The organism is Bifidobacterium imperatoris, assembly GCF_002860405.1.
Lineage (GTDB): Bacteria > Actinomycetota > Actinomycetes > Actinomycetales > Bifidobacteriaceae > Bifidobacterium > Bifidobacterium imperatoris.
This window is the reverse complement of the sequence record NZ_NMWV01000029.1, coordinates 35,145-49,702: the sequence shown is the minus strand read 5'-3', so window position 1 is coordinate 49,702 and position 14,558 is coordinate 35,145. Positions and strand designations below refer to the sequence as shown.

Sequence of the window (14,558 nt, the reverse complement as noted above, 5' to 3'; positions counted from 1 at the left end):
CGCATTCCCCCGGGTATGAGAAACCGCACCTCCAATCATCGAATCTGAATTACTTCAATCCAACAATCGGGGTGCGGTTCCTTTGGAACAGCTTATTCAGCTAGCCTCACTCAGGCCAGGGTGTTCGGGTCAACCGGAACGCCCGGGTTCATCGTGGAGGTGATGGTTGCCTTGGTCAGGTAACGGCCCTTCACGGTGGTCGGCTTCAGACGCTTGACTTCGTCGGCCACAGCCTTGAAGTTCTCGTCCAGAGCGGACTCATCGAAGCTCAGCTTGCCGATGAGGAAGCTCAGGTTGCCGTTCTTGTCGACACGGAACTCAATCTTGCCGCCCTTGATGTCCTTGACAGCCTTGGTGACATCCATAGTCACGGTGCCGGTCTTCGGGTTCGGCATGAGGCCACGCGGACCGAGCACACGGCCCAGACGGCCGACCTTGCCCATCATGTCCGGGGTAGCGACCACGGCGTCGAAGTCGAGGAAGCCGCCCTGAACCTTTGCGATCAGGTCGTCATCACCGACGATATCAGCGCCAGCCTCGGTAGCTTCGGTGGCCTTCGGGCCACGAGCGAACACGAGAACCTTAGCGGTCTTACCAGTGCCGTGAGGCAGGTTGACGGTACCACGCACGAGCTGGTCAGCCTTGCGCGGGTCAACGTTCAGACGGAACACAGCTTCGACGGTCTGGTCGAAGTTGTAGGAGGGCATGCTCTTCAGGAGAGCGATGGCCTCGTTGGCGGTGTAGAGGTTGTTGCGATCGACGCGCTCAGCGGCTTCGCGGTACTTCTTGGAACGCTTTACCATCTGTCTATCTCCTTATCAGTCCGTAACCGTGATGCCCATCGAGCGAGCAGTGCCCTCGATGATCTTCATGCCGGCCTCGATGTCGCGAGCAGACAGATCTTCCATCTTGATCTCAGCGATTTCGCGGACCTGCGCCTTGGTGACAGAGCCGACCTTGTGGGTCAGCGGGTTCTCGGTGCCCTTCTCGATGCCAGCGGCCTTCTTCAGCAGAGCTGCTGCCGGCGGGGTCTTGAGAACGAAGGTGAAGGAGCGATCCTCGTAAACGGTGATCTCGACAGGGATGACCTGACCCATCTTGTCCTGCGTCTGGGCATTGTATGCCTTGCAGAAGTCCATGATGTTCACGCCGTGGGAACCCAGAGCCGGACCCAGCGGCGGGGCCGGGTTGGCCTTGCCTGCCTGAATCTGCAGCTTGATCAGCGCTGAGACTTTCTTCTTGGGAGCCATAATATGGTTCTTCTTTCTATAACGCGGTTCAAATGGTGGCCGTATCTGTTCTCAGCGTCCATTCACACACAGTCTTGACTCATTTTTTATCCGCGTGTGATTGAGGCTGCTGGTCCGAGACCGGTCTCCTCCCGCAACTTATAATTGCTGTGCTGTGCTAGCGGGTCTTCCCTCCAGACACAAGCTTTCCTATTATGCGAGGCCGATTGGACAACACGCCGCTTCGCAGTAATCGATTGCGGTTGCTCAGTGTACGAAATTCGGGGTGATAAGCCTCTTTACCCAAATTCTGGACGCTGTGGGCAGAGGCATAGATGAAAATGTGAACAGGTATAGATAAAAAAGAGCCCGACCGAAGTCGAGCTCTTTCAAAGACCTTAATCTAGCTTCTTCACCTGGTGGAAGCCCAGCTCCACCGGCGTATCGCGGCCGAAGATGGACACGAGCACGGTGAGCTTCTGAGTGGTGGGCTCGACTTCGGAGACGACAGCTTCCATAGTGGCGAAAGGACCATCGGTGACGGTGACCTGATCGCCAACGGCGTAGGAGACTTCAACCTTGCGCTTCTTGGCTGCGGCAGGCTTGTCGCCAGCGGCCTTGAGAGCTTCGGAAGCAATCATCGGAGCCATCATCTGAACGACTTCCTTGCGGGAAAGCGGAGCCGGATCCTTGGTTGGGCCAACGAAGCCAGTAACACCTTCGGTTTCGCGAACAATGCGGCGAGCGTTCTCATCCGGCCACATACGAATCAGCACATAACCGGGGACACGAACGCGGGTGATGACCTTCTTGCCCTTTTCGGTGTGCTTCTCGACTTCTTCCATCGGAACTTCAACCTGGAAAATCTGATCTTCCATGCCGAAGGAAGCCACGCGAGATTCAATGTTGGTCTTCACACGCTTCTCATAACCAGAGTAGGTGTGGAGCACATACCACTTACCGTCAAGGGAACGCAGGGACTTGGAGAACTCTTCAACGGCCTGCTGACCAGCATCGGTGCCTTCAGCTTCTTCAGACTCGTTGACCTCGGTCTCGTCTTCTTCATCCAACGCCACAGATGCATCGCCGGTTTCGGTGGATGCAACAGGAGTCGGTTCAGTAGCCGGAACCTCAGCAGTGGCCTCAGGAGCTTCAACCTCAGCCGGAGCCTCAGCTTCAGTTCCCTCGTTCGGCAGAACAGCGTCGAGGTTCTCGAGATTCAGTTCGTCACTCATGAGTGTGTTTCACCTTAGGTTGTTGGAATCAGCCAAACAGCCACAGAGTCGCCTTGCCCAGACCGAAGTCCATGCCAGTGACCAGGGCCATCAGCAGCAGCACGAAGATGAACACAGCCAGAGACCAGAAGAAGAGTTCCTTGGCAGTAGGAGTAACGACCTTGCGAAGCTCGTCGACGATCTGCTTGATAAACAGACCAATACGCATGAAGACATTCGGCTTGACTGCCTTTTCATTCTTGCTCGTCTTAGCCATTCTGTACCTCGCGTCAGCTGCTTGATTATTAGAAAACTTGGCAGGGAAGGCGGGACTCGAACCCACAACCTACGGTTTTGGAGACCGTTGCGCTACCAATTGCGCCACTTCCCTAGGTGTTATCCACCTCGGCTGATGTTCTATAGAGAACGCTCCGCCACGGCGAAAACCGCCAAGTCGATATAGTAACGGCTGAGGTGGATTAAAGCAAATCGCGTGTCGCGCTTATTTGGCCCACTCTTGGAAGCGCTTCATACCTTCGGCCAGATCGGCATCAGCCAAGGCATAGGAGAAGCGCAGGTAGCCGGGGGCACCGAATGCTTCGCCGGGCACAGCAGCCACATGTGCTTCGTCGAGCAGAGCAGCGGCAAAATCAGCGGAAGTGGTGCACACCGTACCGTTCGGGCCAAGCGGCTTACCGAGCAGAGCAGTGATGTCTGCGAATGCGTAGAACGCGCCGGTCGGCGTCGGGCAATGCACGCCTTCGATATCGTTCAGCGCTGCCACGATGGCCTTGCGGCGCACATCAAAGGCCTCACGCATCTTGTACACCTCGTCCAGCGGGCCTGCCACGGCGGCCAGGGCGGCACGCTGAGAAATGTTGGCCACGTTCGAGGTCATATGGCCCTGGAGCTTGGTGGCAGCCTTGGCCACTTCAACCGGAGCGACCATCCAGCCCACGCGCCAGCCCGGCATGGCATAGGTTTTCGCCACACCGTTGAGCACCAGTAGTTGATTACGGCATTCAGGCACTGCAGCGCCAACATACGTGGTGTGCGCGTCGTCATAGTTCAGGTGCTCGTAAATCTCATCGGAAATAATCCAGATGTGATGTTCCACAGCCCAGCGGCCGATGGCTTCCACGGTTTCCGGCTTCCACACGGCACCAGTCGGATTGTTTGGAGAATTCACGATGATGGCCTTGGTGTGCTCGGTACGAGCGGCTTCCAGAGCCTCAAGAGACGGCTCAAAGTTCACATCAGCACCGGCGAACACTTCAACCGGCACGCCACCGGCCAGCTTCACGGCCTCCGGATAGCTGGTCCAGTACGGCGTCGGAATAATGACCTCATCACCGGGGTTCAGCAAGATCTGGAAGGATTCATACACGGCCTGCTTACCGCCGTTAGTTACCACCACCTGATCAGCGGTGACTTCATAGCCGGAATCACGCAGTACCTTGGCGGCAATCGCCTCGCGCAGCTCCGGCAGGCCCGGGGTCGGCGTGTACTTGTAGTTCTTCGGGTCGAGGCAAGCGTCAGCGGCTGCCTCGACTACGTTGGCAGGAGTCGGGAAGTTCGGCTCGCCAGCGCCAAAACCAATGACATCGAGGCCAGCAGCCTTCATTGCCTTAGCCTTGGAATCAACAGCAAGGGTGGCACTTGGGGCCACGGTGTTAATACGGTCGGAAAGTGTTTGCCATTCAGCCATAGTCATGGTTCACACGATAGCCCGAACGCACGATGTTGCCAAGGGTGAGTGCCGTCATAGCCAGTCACCCTCCCACGGTGTTGTAAATACTCCACCGTGTGGTAACCCTCATTATTCACATTGGCGGAATAACGCCATTTTTTGAGATTGCATTATGAGCGATTTGCCACACCGTGGAGGAAATGTCACACCAGCACAAGATTGTCGCGGTGCACCAGCGGGTGCGCATACTCGGGGCCAAGGAATCGCTTGAGCTGGGCGGTATTGCGTCCGAGCATTTGTGGAATCTCCTCAGAATCGAAACCGGCGAGACCACGAGCCAGATGCGTGCCGGCTTCATCATCAATCCATACCGGGTCTCCAGCGGAAAAATCACCACGCGCTTCAAGCGCACCGGCCGCCAGCAGCGAGGCACGGCCACCGCGTATGGCCTTGGCGGCTCCAGCATCAACCATAATGCTGCCGCGTGGCTCGGCGGCAAATCCAATCCACAGCCGTCGCGCGGAACCGCGTGCTTTCACAGGCGCGAATACTGTGCCCACGGGGTCGCCCATCATGGCCGGGCCAGCATTTGCCGCACAGGTCAACACAGTCGGAATACCAGAGACAGCTGCCACACGAGCGGCCTCCAACTTGGTGACCATGCCGCCCGTACCAACTTTGGAACCGGAACCGGAAACAGTGATATCACCCAATGCATCAATCACATTGGGCACATATTCCACTCGATGCGAACCAGGCTGGGAAGGCGGCGCAGTGTAGAGCGCATCCACATCAGTGAGCAGCACCAGCGCTTCCGCACGCACAAGGTTGGCAATCAGTGCGGAGAGTCGATCATTATCACCGAATCGAATCTCATTGGAGGCCAACGAATCATTTTCGTTGATAATCGGCACCACGCCAAGGTCAAGCAAACGGTCCAGCGTGCGCTGCACATTGCGGTATTGCGTGGCGCGAATCGTATCCTCTGCAGTAATCAGAATTTGGCCCACGCGGATACCAAAACGGCCGAAAGCAGTCTCATATCGAGCCATCAGCAGGCCCTGGCCGACTGCCGCCGTGGCCTGCTGAGTCGCAACATCAGCGGGGCGTGAATCAAATCCGAGCGGGCCAAAGCCAGCCGCAATAGCACCGGAAGAGACCAGCACCACGCGGCCGCCCATCAGTCGCACCTGAGCCAAGGCCGCGGCCAGCGCATCCAGCTTGGCAGGGTCAAGATGGCCACTCGGCTGAGTCAGCGAACTGGAACCTACTTTGACCACGATGGTGCCGGCTGCAGCAATGCTTCTGCGGACCTCGGCTTGGCTCGGTGTGCTCATGATTACTCTTCTTCTGCGTCTTCGCCGTGACCAAAGAGGCTGGTCTCGTCGTGGCGATCATCGTCGATGGACGGATCGGCCCAGTGTCCGGCTGCACGTTCGGCCATCATGGCTTCACGTACAGCGGCGCGGGCATCCATCATCTCGTGGTACTGGGCACGGCGTTCCGCGTTGGAGCGGCGGCGTGCGCGCGGATCCTGCTCTTCAAGTCGCAAATCCTTACCGCGAGCACCCAAATTGGAGCCATCGAGGTTTTCAGCACCTGCGGAGATGGTCGGATCCCAATCGAATTCAACCATTCGGGCACCGCGGCCAATGCGAATTTCGTCGCCCGGGTGGGCGCCCTTGCGGCGCAGTTCGTCTTCCACGCCCAGTTTGGCCAAACGATCGGCCAGGTAGCCCACAGCCTCATCGTTGTCGAAGTTGGTCTGCATCACCCAACGTTCCGGCTTGGTGCCGAGCACCTCGTAGAACACTTCGCCGTCGCCAAGTTCGCGGCGCTCCACGGTGAAGTCCAGCTGAGTACCGTTCTTGCCAGCAGCGTTGCGGCGCTGGCGGCGGCCGGTCTCGAGCGGGTTGATGACCACGCGGGCCTCTTCTTCAGCCTGTTCGCGGTTGGCAACTTCCTCACGCATCTCCTTGACCAGACCAGACAATGCGAAGTTTAGTTCCTTCAAACCGGCATGGGAGGCGGTGGAAATCTCGTAGACTTTCAGGCCGAGCTTCTCGAATTCCGGCTTAATGAAATCGGCCAGTTCCTTGGCTTCAGGCACATCGATCTTGTTCAAGATGATGATGCGCGGGCGCTCAGGGATCGGAATCGCGCCAAGCGGCAGCTCCAGCTTGTCCGCATACAGGGCGAGCTCCTTCTCGAGTGCCTCGTAGTCGGACATCGGATCGCGGTTGGGCTCAAGCGTGGCGCAATCAATCACATGGGCGATGATTTCCGTGCGCTCGATATGGCGCAGGAATTCCAGGCCCAGGCCCTTGCCTTCGGAAGCGCCCGGAATCAGGCCAGGCACGTCGGCGATGGTGTAACGGGAATCGCCTGCGATAACCACACCGAGGTTCGGCACCAGCGTGGTGAACGGGTAGTCGGCAATCTTCGGCTTGGCCGAGCTCATCGCGGCAATCAGGCTGGATTTGCCAGCGGACGGGAAGCCCACCAGAGCCACGTCTGCGATAGACTTCAGCTCAAGAATCACATCGCGTTCCTCGCCGGGCTCGCCAAGCAGGGCGAAACCGGGGGCGCGACGGGTCTTGTTGGCCAGTGCGATGTTGCCGAGGCCACCGTTGCCGCCTTCTGCAGCAACGAAACGGTCACCTTCATGGCGTAGATCGGCGAGCTGCTCACCGGGGTGCTTCGGCTTGCCCTGCGCACCGCGGGCCTCGAAAATCACCGTGCCGCATGGCACCGGCAGAATCAGGTCAGCGCCCTTGGAGCCGTCTTTGTTGTCTCCCAAACCCATCGTGCCGCTGCCTGCGGTGCGATGCGGGATGAAACGGTAATCCAACAAACTGGTTGCGTTACGGGTTGCCTCGAAGATTACGGAACCACCGTCGCCGCCATTGCCACCGTTCGGGCCGGCCAACGGCTTGTACTTTTCACGGCGGATGCCTGCCGAGCCATTGCCGCCGTCTCCGCCCTTGACATGGACGGTCACTCTATCCACAAAATCACTCATAACATTCCACTCTACCGATTGGGGGTGATGGCCGGTCTGCTTGGGGCGTAGCTTACTCAGCAGCGCTCCTCAGAGCACAGTGCACCATTCCCTCGAGCAAGATCGGATACAACAATGAAAAACCGCACTGGCGCTTGAGTAAGCGCACAGTGCGGTTTTATGTAAGTCTGCTAGAAGTCTAGCGATCGCTCAGGCAGCAATCACGTCGACGACCTTGCGGTCGCGACGGACAGCGAACTTCACGGAGCCGTCAGCGAGGGCGAACAGCGTGTGATCCTTGCCCATGCCGACGTTCTGGCCCGGGTGGAAGTTGGTGCCACGCTGGCGAACGATGATGTTGCCGGCCACGACAGCTTCACCGCCGAACTTCTTCACGCCGAGGTACTGAGGCGACGAATCGCGACCGTTACGAGAGCTGGACGCACCCTTCTTATGTGCCATGATTCATGGTCCTTTCTATGACTCAGGCGATCGCCGTGACCTTGACGGCGGTCAGCTTCTGGCGGTGGCCCTTACGACGAGCAACACCGGTCTTGTTCTTGTACTTCTGGATGTTGATCTTCGGACCCTTGGCCTCGTCGTCAACGACTTCAGCCTTGACGGAGACAGCAGCCAGATCCTTAGCGCCGAGGGTAACCTTGGTGCCGTCAACCAGAAGAGCAACCGGGAACTCCACGGTGTCGCCCTTCTTAGCGTCGAGACGGTTCACGAGGATGGTATCGCCAACCTCGACCTTTTCCTGATGGCCACCGGCCTTCACAATCGCGTACATAGTAATTCCTTTTATGTTTTGGAAAGCTTCCTTGCCCAACGCGCACCGAGCCTGCGGTCAGACACCGAGTTTCGAATCTACACCTACACGCGGACTAAATCAACTGATTTATACCCGCGTGTCAAGCACGACACACCCGAAGCGGCGCGGAAAAGCGCCACATCGGGGATTGCAGTCTCGCACTGTGCTATAAAGCCGTTCGTCAAACGGCGCTTGTCACTCCTCGCCGGCGTTGTTCGCAGCCACCGCAGCGGCCGCAATCTGAGCCAGCTTGGCCTTGACATCAGCACTGGACCCTGCCGGTTCCGGAGCTGGGGTGGTGCCGCGGCCGTGCTTGTTGGTTTTGACGAACGGGTCGCCACCGCGAAGCGCGTACGGGTCATCGTAATCGGCCGAGACGGTCGGCTGATCATGCAGGATGAAGCCACGGCCCTTACAGGTCGGACATTCCTCGGAGAAGGCCTCCACCAAGCCTTGACCGATGCGCTTACGCGTCATCTGCACCAGACCCAGCGAAGTCACTTCAGCCACCTGATGCTTGGTGCGGTCGCGCGCCAAGCATTCCACCAAGCGGCGCAGCACCAAATCACGGTTGGCGGGCATCACCATATCGACGTAATCGATCATGACCATGCCGCCGATATCGCGCAGGCGCAGCTGACGAGCGATTTCCTCGGATGCTTCGAGGTTGCATCGGGTCACGGTCTCCTCAAGGGATTTGCCGCGGCCGATGAAGCGACCGGTGTTCACATCGATAGTGGTCATGGCTTCGGTACGGTCGATGACAATCGAGCCACCGGACGGCAGGTAGACCTGGCGTTCCATGCCCTTGCGTAGCTGGGAGTCGATCTGCCACTTGTCGAACACATCCTTGCCCTCATGCTCGGCCGGATCCCACTTCTCCAGCTTGTCTTTCAGGTCAGGGGCCATTGTGTCGAGGTATTCCTCGATACGGTCGTAAACCTTATCGCCTTCGACGATGAGCTTGTTGAAGTCGTCGTTGAAGATATCACGCACCACGCGAATAGCCACGTCGGGCTCGCCTTGCAGCAGCTTCGGGCGCTTGCCGTGCCAGAATTCCTCACGCTTAGCGTTGATACGCTCCCACTGACGGACCAAAGATTCCAGATCCTTGACGATGGCCTCTTCGGAGGCACCTTCAGCAGCCGTGCGGATGATGATGCCCATATCCTTCGGCGCAATCTTGGAGACGATGTTCTTCAGGCGGCTACGTTCGCGTTCACTCAGCTTGCGGCTCACACCAGTCATACCACCGGACGGCACGAGCACCAGGAAGCGGCCGGCAAGCGTGACTTGAGAGGTCAGTCGCGCACCCTTGTGACCAATCGGATCCTTGGTAACCTGCACCAGCACAGGATCGCCGGACTTGAACGCCAGCTCGATGCGGCGAGGCTGACCTTCGAGTCGAGCGGCATCCCAGTTGACCTCACCGGCGTACAGCACGCCATTGCGCGCCTGACCAATATCCACGAAGGCGGCTTCCATGCTCGGCAGCACGTTCTGCACGCGGCCGAGGTAGATGTTGCCAACAGTCTGCACTTCCTGGATATCGGAAACGTAATGCTCCACGAGCACGTTGTCTTCGACCACGGAAATCTGAGTGTGATGTTCGCGTTCGCGCACCACCATCAAACGGTCCACGTTCTCGCGACGGGCAAGGAAATCCTGCTCCATCAGCTGGCTTTGACGGCTGCGTTCGCGACGGTTGTCACGGCGACGTTGCTTCTTGGCTTCGAGTCGAGTCGAACCTTCAACATCAGTGATTTCGTCGATGTACTGCTGCTTGCGAGAGCGACGGATGGTCGGCTGCTCTTCAGCCTGCGATTCCTCGGCAACTTCAGCGTTCTTGCTGCCGCGGCGACGGCGACGACGACGAGTAATGGTCTGCTCACCATCATCTTCCTGGCTTTCATGCTCGTCGCGGGCTTCTTCCTCACTGCTCTCAGCGGTATCGGAGTCAACAGCGGCGGATTCGCCACGGGATCCGCGACGACGGCGACGGCGAGAACGGGTACGGGTGGAATCAGCGGACTCCTCCTCACCATCGTTCTCTTCCTCGGTGATGGGCGCGTATGCAATATCGTCCAGCTCGAGGTCTTCCTCAATCTGCTCGACCTCAGCTGCAGCTCGGCGCTCCTGCGCATTCAGGCGGCGGGAACGGCGCGAACGGCGGGTATCCTCAGTGGAATCAGCATCGGCATCACCATTGCTGCTGGCGCTCTCGCTGTCGTTACGGCGGCGAGCATCGCGATCATCGTCACGATCATCGCGATCCGCACGATCATCGCGCGAGCGGCGGCGAGAACGAGTCGTAGTGCGCTCTTCGGCATCGGCATCATCATCGAAACGACGGGAATGCGGACGGCGGCGGGAACGCGGCTCGTCTTCATCCTCTTCTTCGTCATCATCCCGATGATTGTTGTAGCGCGTTGACGGCAGAACAGGCTCTTGGAACAGCAGCGAGGTCATCGGCTTACCGCGGCGTACGGAGTCATGGCCTTCCGGCAGAGAATCAACAGCGTCGAGCAGACGCTCTTCCTGATCGTCCTCATGCACAACACGATGGGCGCGATCAGTGCGTTCCGAACGAGAACCACGGCGATCGCCCTCATCAGAAAAATCATCGGCATGGCGACGGCGACGAACCGGACGCTCCTCAATATCAGCGTCATCGTCAAAATGACGGACGCGGGAACGGCGACGAACCGGGCGATCATCCTCATCGTCAAAAGCAGCAGGTGCAGATGCAGCAACATTGTCAGTCTTTGCCGCAGAAGCCTCAACAGCAGGCTGAGATGCAGCTGGCAGCACTGGAGCCTCAAACAGCGGCGCAGAATGATCCTGCACCTGCAGCTCCAAAGATGCGCCCGCAGCACCAGCTCCGCGGACCACACGGCGACCGCCACGACGGCGGCGAGTCACCGGAGCAGCAGACGCCGCAGCGGGCACAGCATTGCTTGCCGAGCTCTGGGAACCGGCATTGGATACGGTTGAGTTATCGGTTTCGCCGCTGACGAAACCTTCAGGGTTTTCAGTGGGCACAATGCTCCTTGCGGCGCGCTGCATCGCGACGCCATCCAGGCCTATACGCTTCACTCACACCACGCTCTCACCGTGGCCGCGCGAAAACACGCTCTGCGTAGAGGCAACTTCGTCTAAAGTCTGTCCTGCGAACGGCGGACACCGGCGCTTGCGTTGTCTCTTTCTCGAGAGCCGCAAGGGGATCGACGCCATTTCACACGCTGATGGTCATGCAGAACCACCGTCTTTCAGTATGCCACACTTTTGGACGGCGACGTGCACGGTAGAGGCATAGCGCAGTCGAGACAGTGAAGTCGGATGCAAATCATGCGTGAATCAGACCAGCCAAGCCAACAGCAAATCGGCGAGCGCAATCAAATCAGACTCAGGAACCTGCTCATCATGCTTGTGCGCGAGTAGTGGATCTCCTGCGCCCAAGTTCACAGCTGGAATGCCGAGAATCGCAAAGCGTGCCACATCGGTCCAACCGAGCTTGGCCAACGGATCGCGGCCAGTGCGCTCTTTGACCAGTCGTACCAAATCCTGTGCGAGAGGTGCGGTAAGGCCTGGGCGAGCTGAAGGCGATTCGTCCTTCATTTCAATGCCGTAGCCCTCGAATACACCGCCAGTGGCGGTATGCTCGCCGTTGCCGAGCTCAGCACCTGCATCAACGCCCATCATCAGCGCTTTGGCTTCTTCGAGCGACTTATCCGGGGCAAAACGGTAGTTCACATGCACGCGGCATTCATCGGGGATGACGTTGGTGCCTTTGCCTCCAGAAATCAGCGTGGCATTGAGTCCTTCACGATAATCGAGACCATCCACGTTCACGGTAGCCGGCTCATAGGCGTTGAGCCTGTTCAAAATATCGGCCGCCTTATGGATGGCGTTCTCCCCCATCCATGCGCGGGCTGAATGCGCGGCGACGCCGTGGGTGATGACGTCAAAACGAATCGTGCCGTTGCAACCGCCTTCAATGCCGCAGCTGGTGGGTTCGCCGATGATGGCGAAATCGCCTTGAATCCAGTCGGGGTGCGATTCGACCACCTTGCGCAGACCATTCTTTTCGGCGGCGACTTCCTCGTGATCGTAGAACACATAGGTGAGGTCGACTTTGGGGTCGCTTTCCACCGTGCGGCCATCGAGCGTGGCGGCGAGGTAGAGCATGACTGCGTCGGATGCCTTCATATCCGTGGCGCCGCGTCCCCATAGCACGCGCTCGTTCGGGTGGGCTTCAGCGATATCCTGGCGAATCAGCGGGTCACCGGGCTCAAGCCAGCGAGGTGGGAAGTTGTCGATCACCGGCACGGTATCGATATGACCGGCGAGAATCACACGGCTGGGCTTATCGAAGTCGGTGGAGGTCACCACGGTATCACCGTGGCGGCGGACGGTCAGGTGCTCTTGGGTCTTCAGGAAGGCTTCAATCTCATCGGCGAGAGGTCCTTCACTATCGGAAACGGAGAAGTTCTCCATAATTTGAGTCAACAAACTGGTGAGCTGCTCGTTTTTGGAGATATTGCGATTCAATTCAAGCATCATACCCACCAGCGTACCGTGCGCGGCGGCAAGCGACGCAGTCAGTCTCGGTTAGCGCAAGAAATTCCGGAAATCAGCAGCTTCGTCCCGAATTTCTTGCACTGAGTCACAGTCAGTGACAGAATTTCGGGAGCATAAGGCTATTTTCCGGAATTTCTTGCGCTGAGTGAACGTCAGTGCAAGAAATTCGGGGCGAAGCCACGGATTTCCCGAAAGCCTAGCGCTCGGTATGCCGCGGCAACAACAGAATGGGTACGAAGTTCTTTACGAAACTCCTATGGAGCACATCACAAGCCATCGTGTCCGCTATATGGCCCGTACCGTGAGATTTGAGCACCATATACAGCTCCATGTGCCACACTAGGTGCGGTAGAGGGAGGCATCAGCAACAATATGACCGGTTTGATTAGCGCCATGCAGGGCTTCTGCGTGATCGGCATCGTGATTTTCGTGGGATACGTGGCGGCCCGCATGCGCATTGGCGGCCCATCCGCACAAATGGTACTGAACCGCTTCTCCTTCTTCGTCTCAAGCCCGTGCCTGATGTTCGCAATCCTTTCCAAGGAGCCAATCTTCGACATCTTCCACCCCTCGATTATCGTGGCATTCCTTTCCGCCATGTTGGTGGGCATTGTGTTCCTCGTACTCAATCAGATGTTCTTCCATCTGAAGGCCCCGGACGCCACCATCGGCGCACTCAACTCGCTGTATTTGAACTCCAACAACATTGGTCTGCCTGTCGCCACTTACATTCTGGGCAACGGCGCACTGGTTGCCCCGATTCTGGTGATGCAACAGGCACTGTTCACACCGATTGGTTTGACCGTGCTGGATGTGACCACCAAGGGCAAGGTGTCGGTTAAGGAAATCGCCAAGCAACCGCTGCATCAACCGCTGTTGATTGGCTCGCTGCTGGGCATTGTGGTCTCTGCCCTGAATGCCAAGCTCGGCTGGTTTCCGGTACCGAACTTCATCTATGACCCAATCAATATGATTGGTGAATCTGCAGTGCCAATGATTTTGATGGCATTTGGCATGTCACTGCACGGCACCAAACCGCTACAGAAGAAGGGCGATATTCCAGCCATCTTCACCGTGGCAGCGCTGAAGAACATCGTGATGCCGATTATCGCGTTCCTGCTCGCCTACTTCATGATGGGCTTCCGCGGCCCCGAGCTGTACGCTTGCGTAGTTTTGGCCGCACTGCCGACCGGTCAGAATGTCTACAATTACGCTGCCCGCTACAACGTCGGTCTTACTTTTGCGCGCGACGGCATTCTGTTCAGCACGATGACCAGCCCAGTGTTTATCGCCTTTATCGCATTCCTGCTGAGCTAGTTCTTGCACACTTCGCGATAATCGCGGATAGCAAGGTCATACAGTCCGCAACCGCGCACATCCACGCGCGCATGGCCAGTGACGGCAACAACAACCGCACCGGAGGCACGCGCAGCGGCAAGCCCAGGCAAGGAATCCTCAAAAATGACGCAGTCGCGCGGGGCAACACCAGCCATTCGCGCAGCCTGCACGTAAGGCTCGGGGCTAGGCTTTGGCGGCAATCCATCACTGCCGCTGATTGCATCGACGAACGCACCAGCCGGCGCCTGCCGCAGAACATTATCCGCAATAGTGCGAGGTGAGCCGGTCACCAGCACGGACGGAATCCCTGCAGACGCAAGCCGAGTAAGCAGTTCTCGCGCACCTTCCACCCACGGCAGATGTTCCGATTCCATACGCATGACTTCGTCGGTGAGCAGCTTCACTATCTCATCGGACGGCAGCGCAACCCCGCGCTCGCGCAACAGTCGCGTCAATACTGGCAGCGAAGCGCCCTGCATCGCCTCGGCGAGTGCATTATCCCAAGCGCCACCGTGAGACTCCAACAACGCGCGCTCGGCAGTCACCCAGTATGGGTCGGAGTCGATTAACGTGCCGTCCAAGTCCCACAGCACCGCTTTGGACTTACGGAATATGTCAACATCATGATTCATGGAAGCGCCGCTCCCCCTCTGCTTGATTGCTGCACCTCGCCCATCAGTGAAGCCGCCGC

General features: G+C 58.2%; 13 protein-coding genes and 1 tRNA gene. 1 reads left to right on the top strand and 13 read right to left on the bottom strand.

The genetic code is table 11. From position 1 onward, the window contains the following. Positions 1–110: 110 nt before the first annotated feature. The 12 genes from rplA to dapE all read right to left on the bottom strand — a co-directional run bounded on the left by rplA (position 111) and on the right by dapE (position 12,511). Positions 111–803, bottom strand: a complete 693-nt coding sequence (gene rplA, locus Tam1G_RS09825) for a 50S ribosomal protein L1 (RefSeq protein ID WP_101626373.1) — start codon at positions 801–803, stop codon at positions 111–113. Between the two features lie 15 nt (positions 804–818). Further along, on the bottom strand, positions 819–1,250 hold the full coding sequence (gene rplK, locus Tam1G_RS09820; protein ID WP_025222166.1) for a 50S ribosomal protein L11: 432 nt from the start codon (positions 1,248–1,250) through the stop codon (positions 819–821). A gap of 377 nt (positions 1,251–1,627) precedes the next feature. After that, on the bottom strand, positions 1,628–2,464 hold the full coding sequence (gene nusG / locus Tam1G_RS09810; protein ID WP_101626372.1) for a transcription termination/antitermination protein NusG: 837 nt from the start codon (positions 2,462–2,464) through the stop codon (positions 1,628–1,630). Positions 2,465–2,492: 28 nt separating this feature from the next. Beyond that, complete coding sequence (gene secE / locus Tam1G_RS09805; RefSeq protein WP_033891266.1) at positions 2,493–2,720, bottom strand: preprotein translocase subunit SecE; 228 nt, start codon at positions 2,718–2,720, stop codon at positions 2,493–2,495. Positions 2,721–2,758: 38 nt separating this feature from the next. Further along, positions 2,759–2,834, bottom strand: a tRNA-Trp gene (locus tag Tam1G_RS09800). A gap of 111 nt (positions 2,835–2,945) precedes the next feature. Next, positions 2,946–4,151, bottom strand: a complete 1,206-nt coding sequence (locus Tam1G_RS09795; protein WP_101626371.1) for a pyridoxal phosphate-dependent aminotransferase — start codon at positions 4,149–4,151, stop codon at positions 2,946–2,948. Positions 4,152–4,336: 185 nt separating this feature from the next. Further along, positions 4,337–5,470: a glutamate 5-kinase gene (gene proB, locus Tam1G_RS09790; protein ID WP_101626370.1), complete on the bottom strand. Its 1,134-nt coding sequence runs from the start codon at positions 5,468–5,470 to the stop codon at positions 4,337–4,339. A 2-nt stretch (positions 5,471–5,472) separates the two neighbouring features. Next, positions 5,473–7,155: a GTPase ObgE gene (obgE, locus tag Tam1G_RS09785; RefSeq protein WP_101626369.1), complete on the bottom strand. Its 1,683-nt coding sequence runs from the start codon at positions 7,153–7,155 to the stop codon at positions 5,473–5,475. Positions 7,156–7,344: 189 nt separating this feature from the next. Next, positions 7,345–7,596 carry a 50S ribosomal protein L27 gene (gene rpmA / locus Tam1G_RS09780; protein WP_033891262.1) on the bottom strand — a complete coding sequence of 84 codons (252 nt, stop codon included), beginning with the start codon at positions 7,594–7,596 and terminating at the stop codon, positions 7,345–7,347. Between the two features lie 22 nt (positions 7,597–7,618). Next, the gene (gene rplU, locus Tam1G_RS09775) at positions 7,619–7,927 is read right to left on the bottom strand and encodes a 50S ribosomal protein L21 (protein WP_033891261.1); all 309 of its coding nucleotides are present in this window, start codon (positions 7,925–7,927) and stop codon (positions 7,619–7,621) included. Positions 7,928–8,143: 216 nt separating this feature from the next. Further along, positions 8,144–10,990 (bottom strand): Rne/Rng family ribonuclease, encoded by a 2,847-nt coding sequence (locus tag Tam1G_RS09770; RefSeq protein WP_423220493.1) that lies wholly within the window; start codon positions 10,988–10,990, stop codon positions 8,144–8,146. Between the two features lie 315 nt (positions 10,991–11,305). Further along, a complete protein-coding gene (gene dapE / locus Tam1G_RS09765; protein ID WP_033891258.1) occupies positions 11,306–12,511 on the bottom strand; it encodes a succinyl-diaminopimelate desuccinylase in 1,206 nt (401 codons plus the stop codon). Between the two features lie 390 nt (positions 12,512–12,901). Here dapE and Tam1G_RS09760 point away from each other — a divergent pair, with 390 nt between their 5' ends. Next, positions 12,902–13,846: an AEC family transporter gene (locus Tam1G_RS09760; RefSeq protein WP_033891257.1), complete on the top strand. Its 945-nt coding sequence runs from the start codon at positions 12,902–12,904 to the stop codon at positions 13,844–13,846. Here Tam1G_RS09760 and Tam1G_RS09755 read toward each other — a convergent pair. After that, positions 13,843–14,499 (bottom strand): HAD family hydrolase, encoded by a 657-nt coding sequence (locus tag Tam1G_RS09755; RefSeq protein ID WP_033891256.1) that lies wholly within the window; start codon positions 14,497–14,499, stop codon positions 13,843–13,845. The two genes, Tam1G_RS09760 and Tam1G_RS09755, sit on opposite strands and share 4 nt — an antisense overlap. Positions 14,500–14,558: the final 59 nt, after the last annotated feature.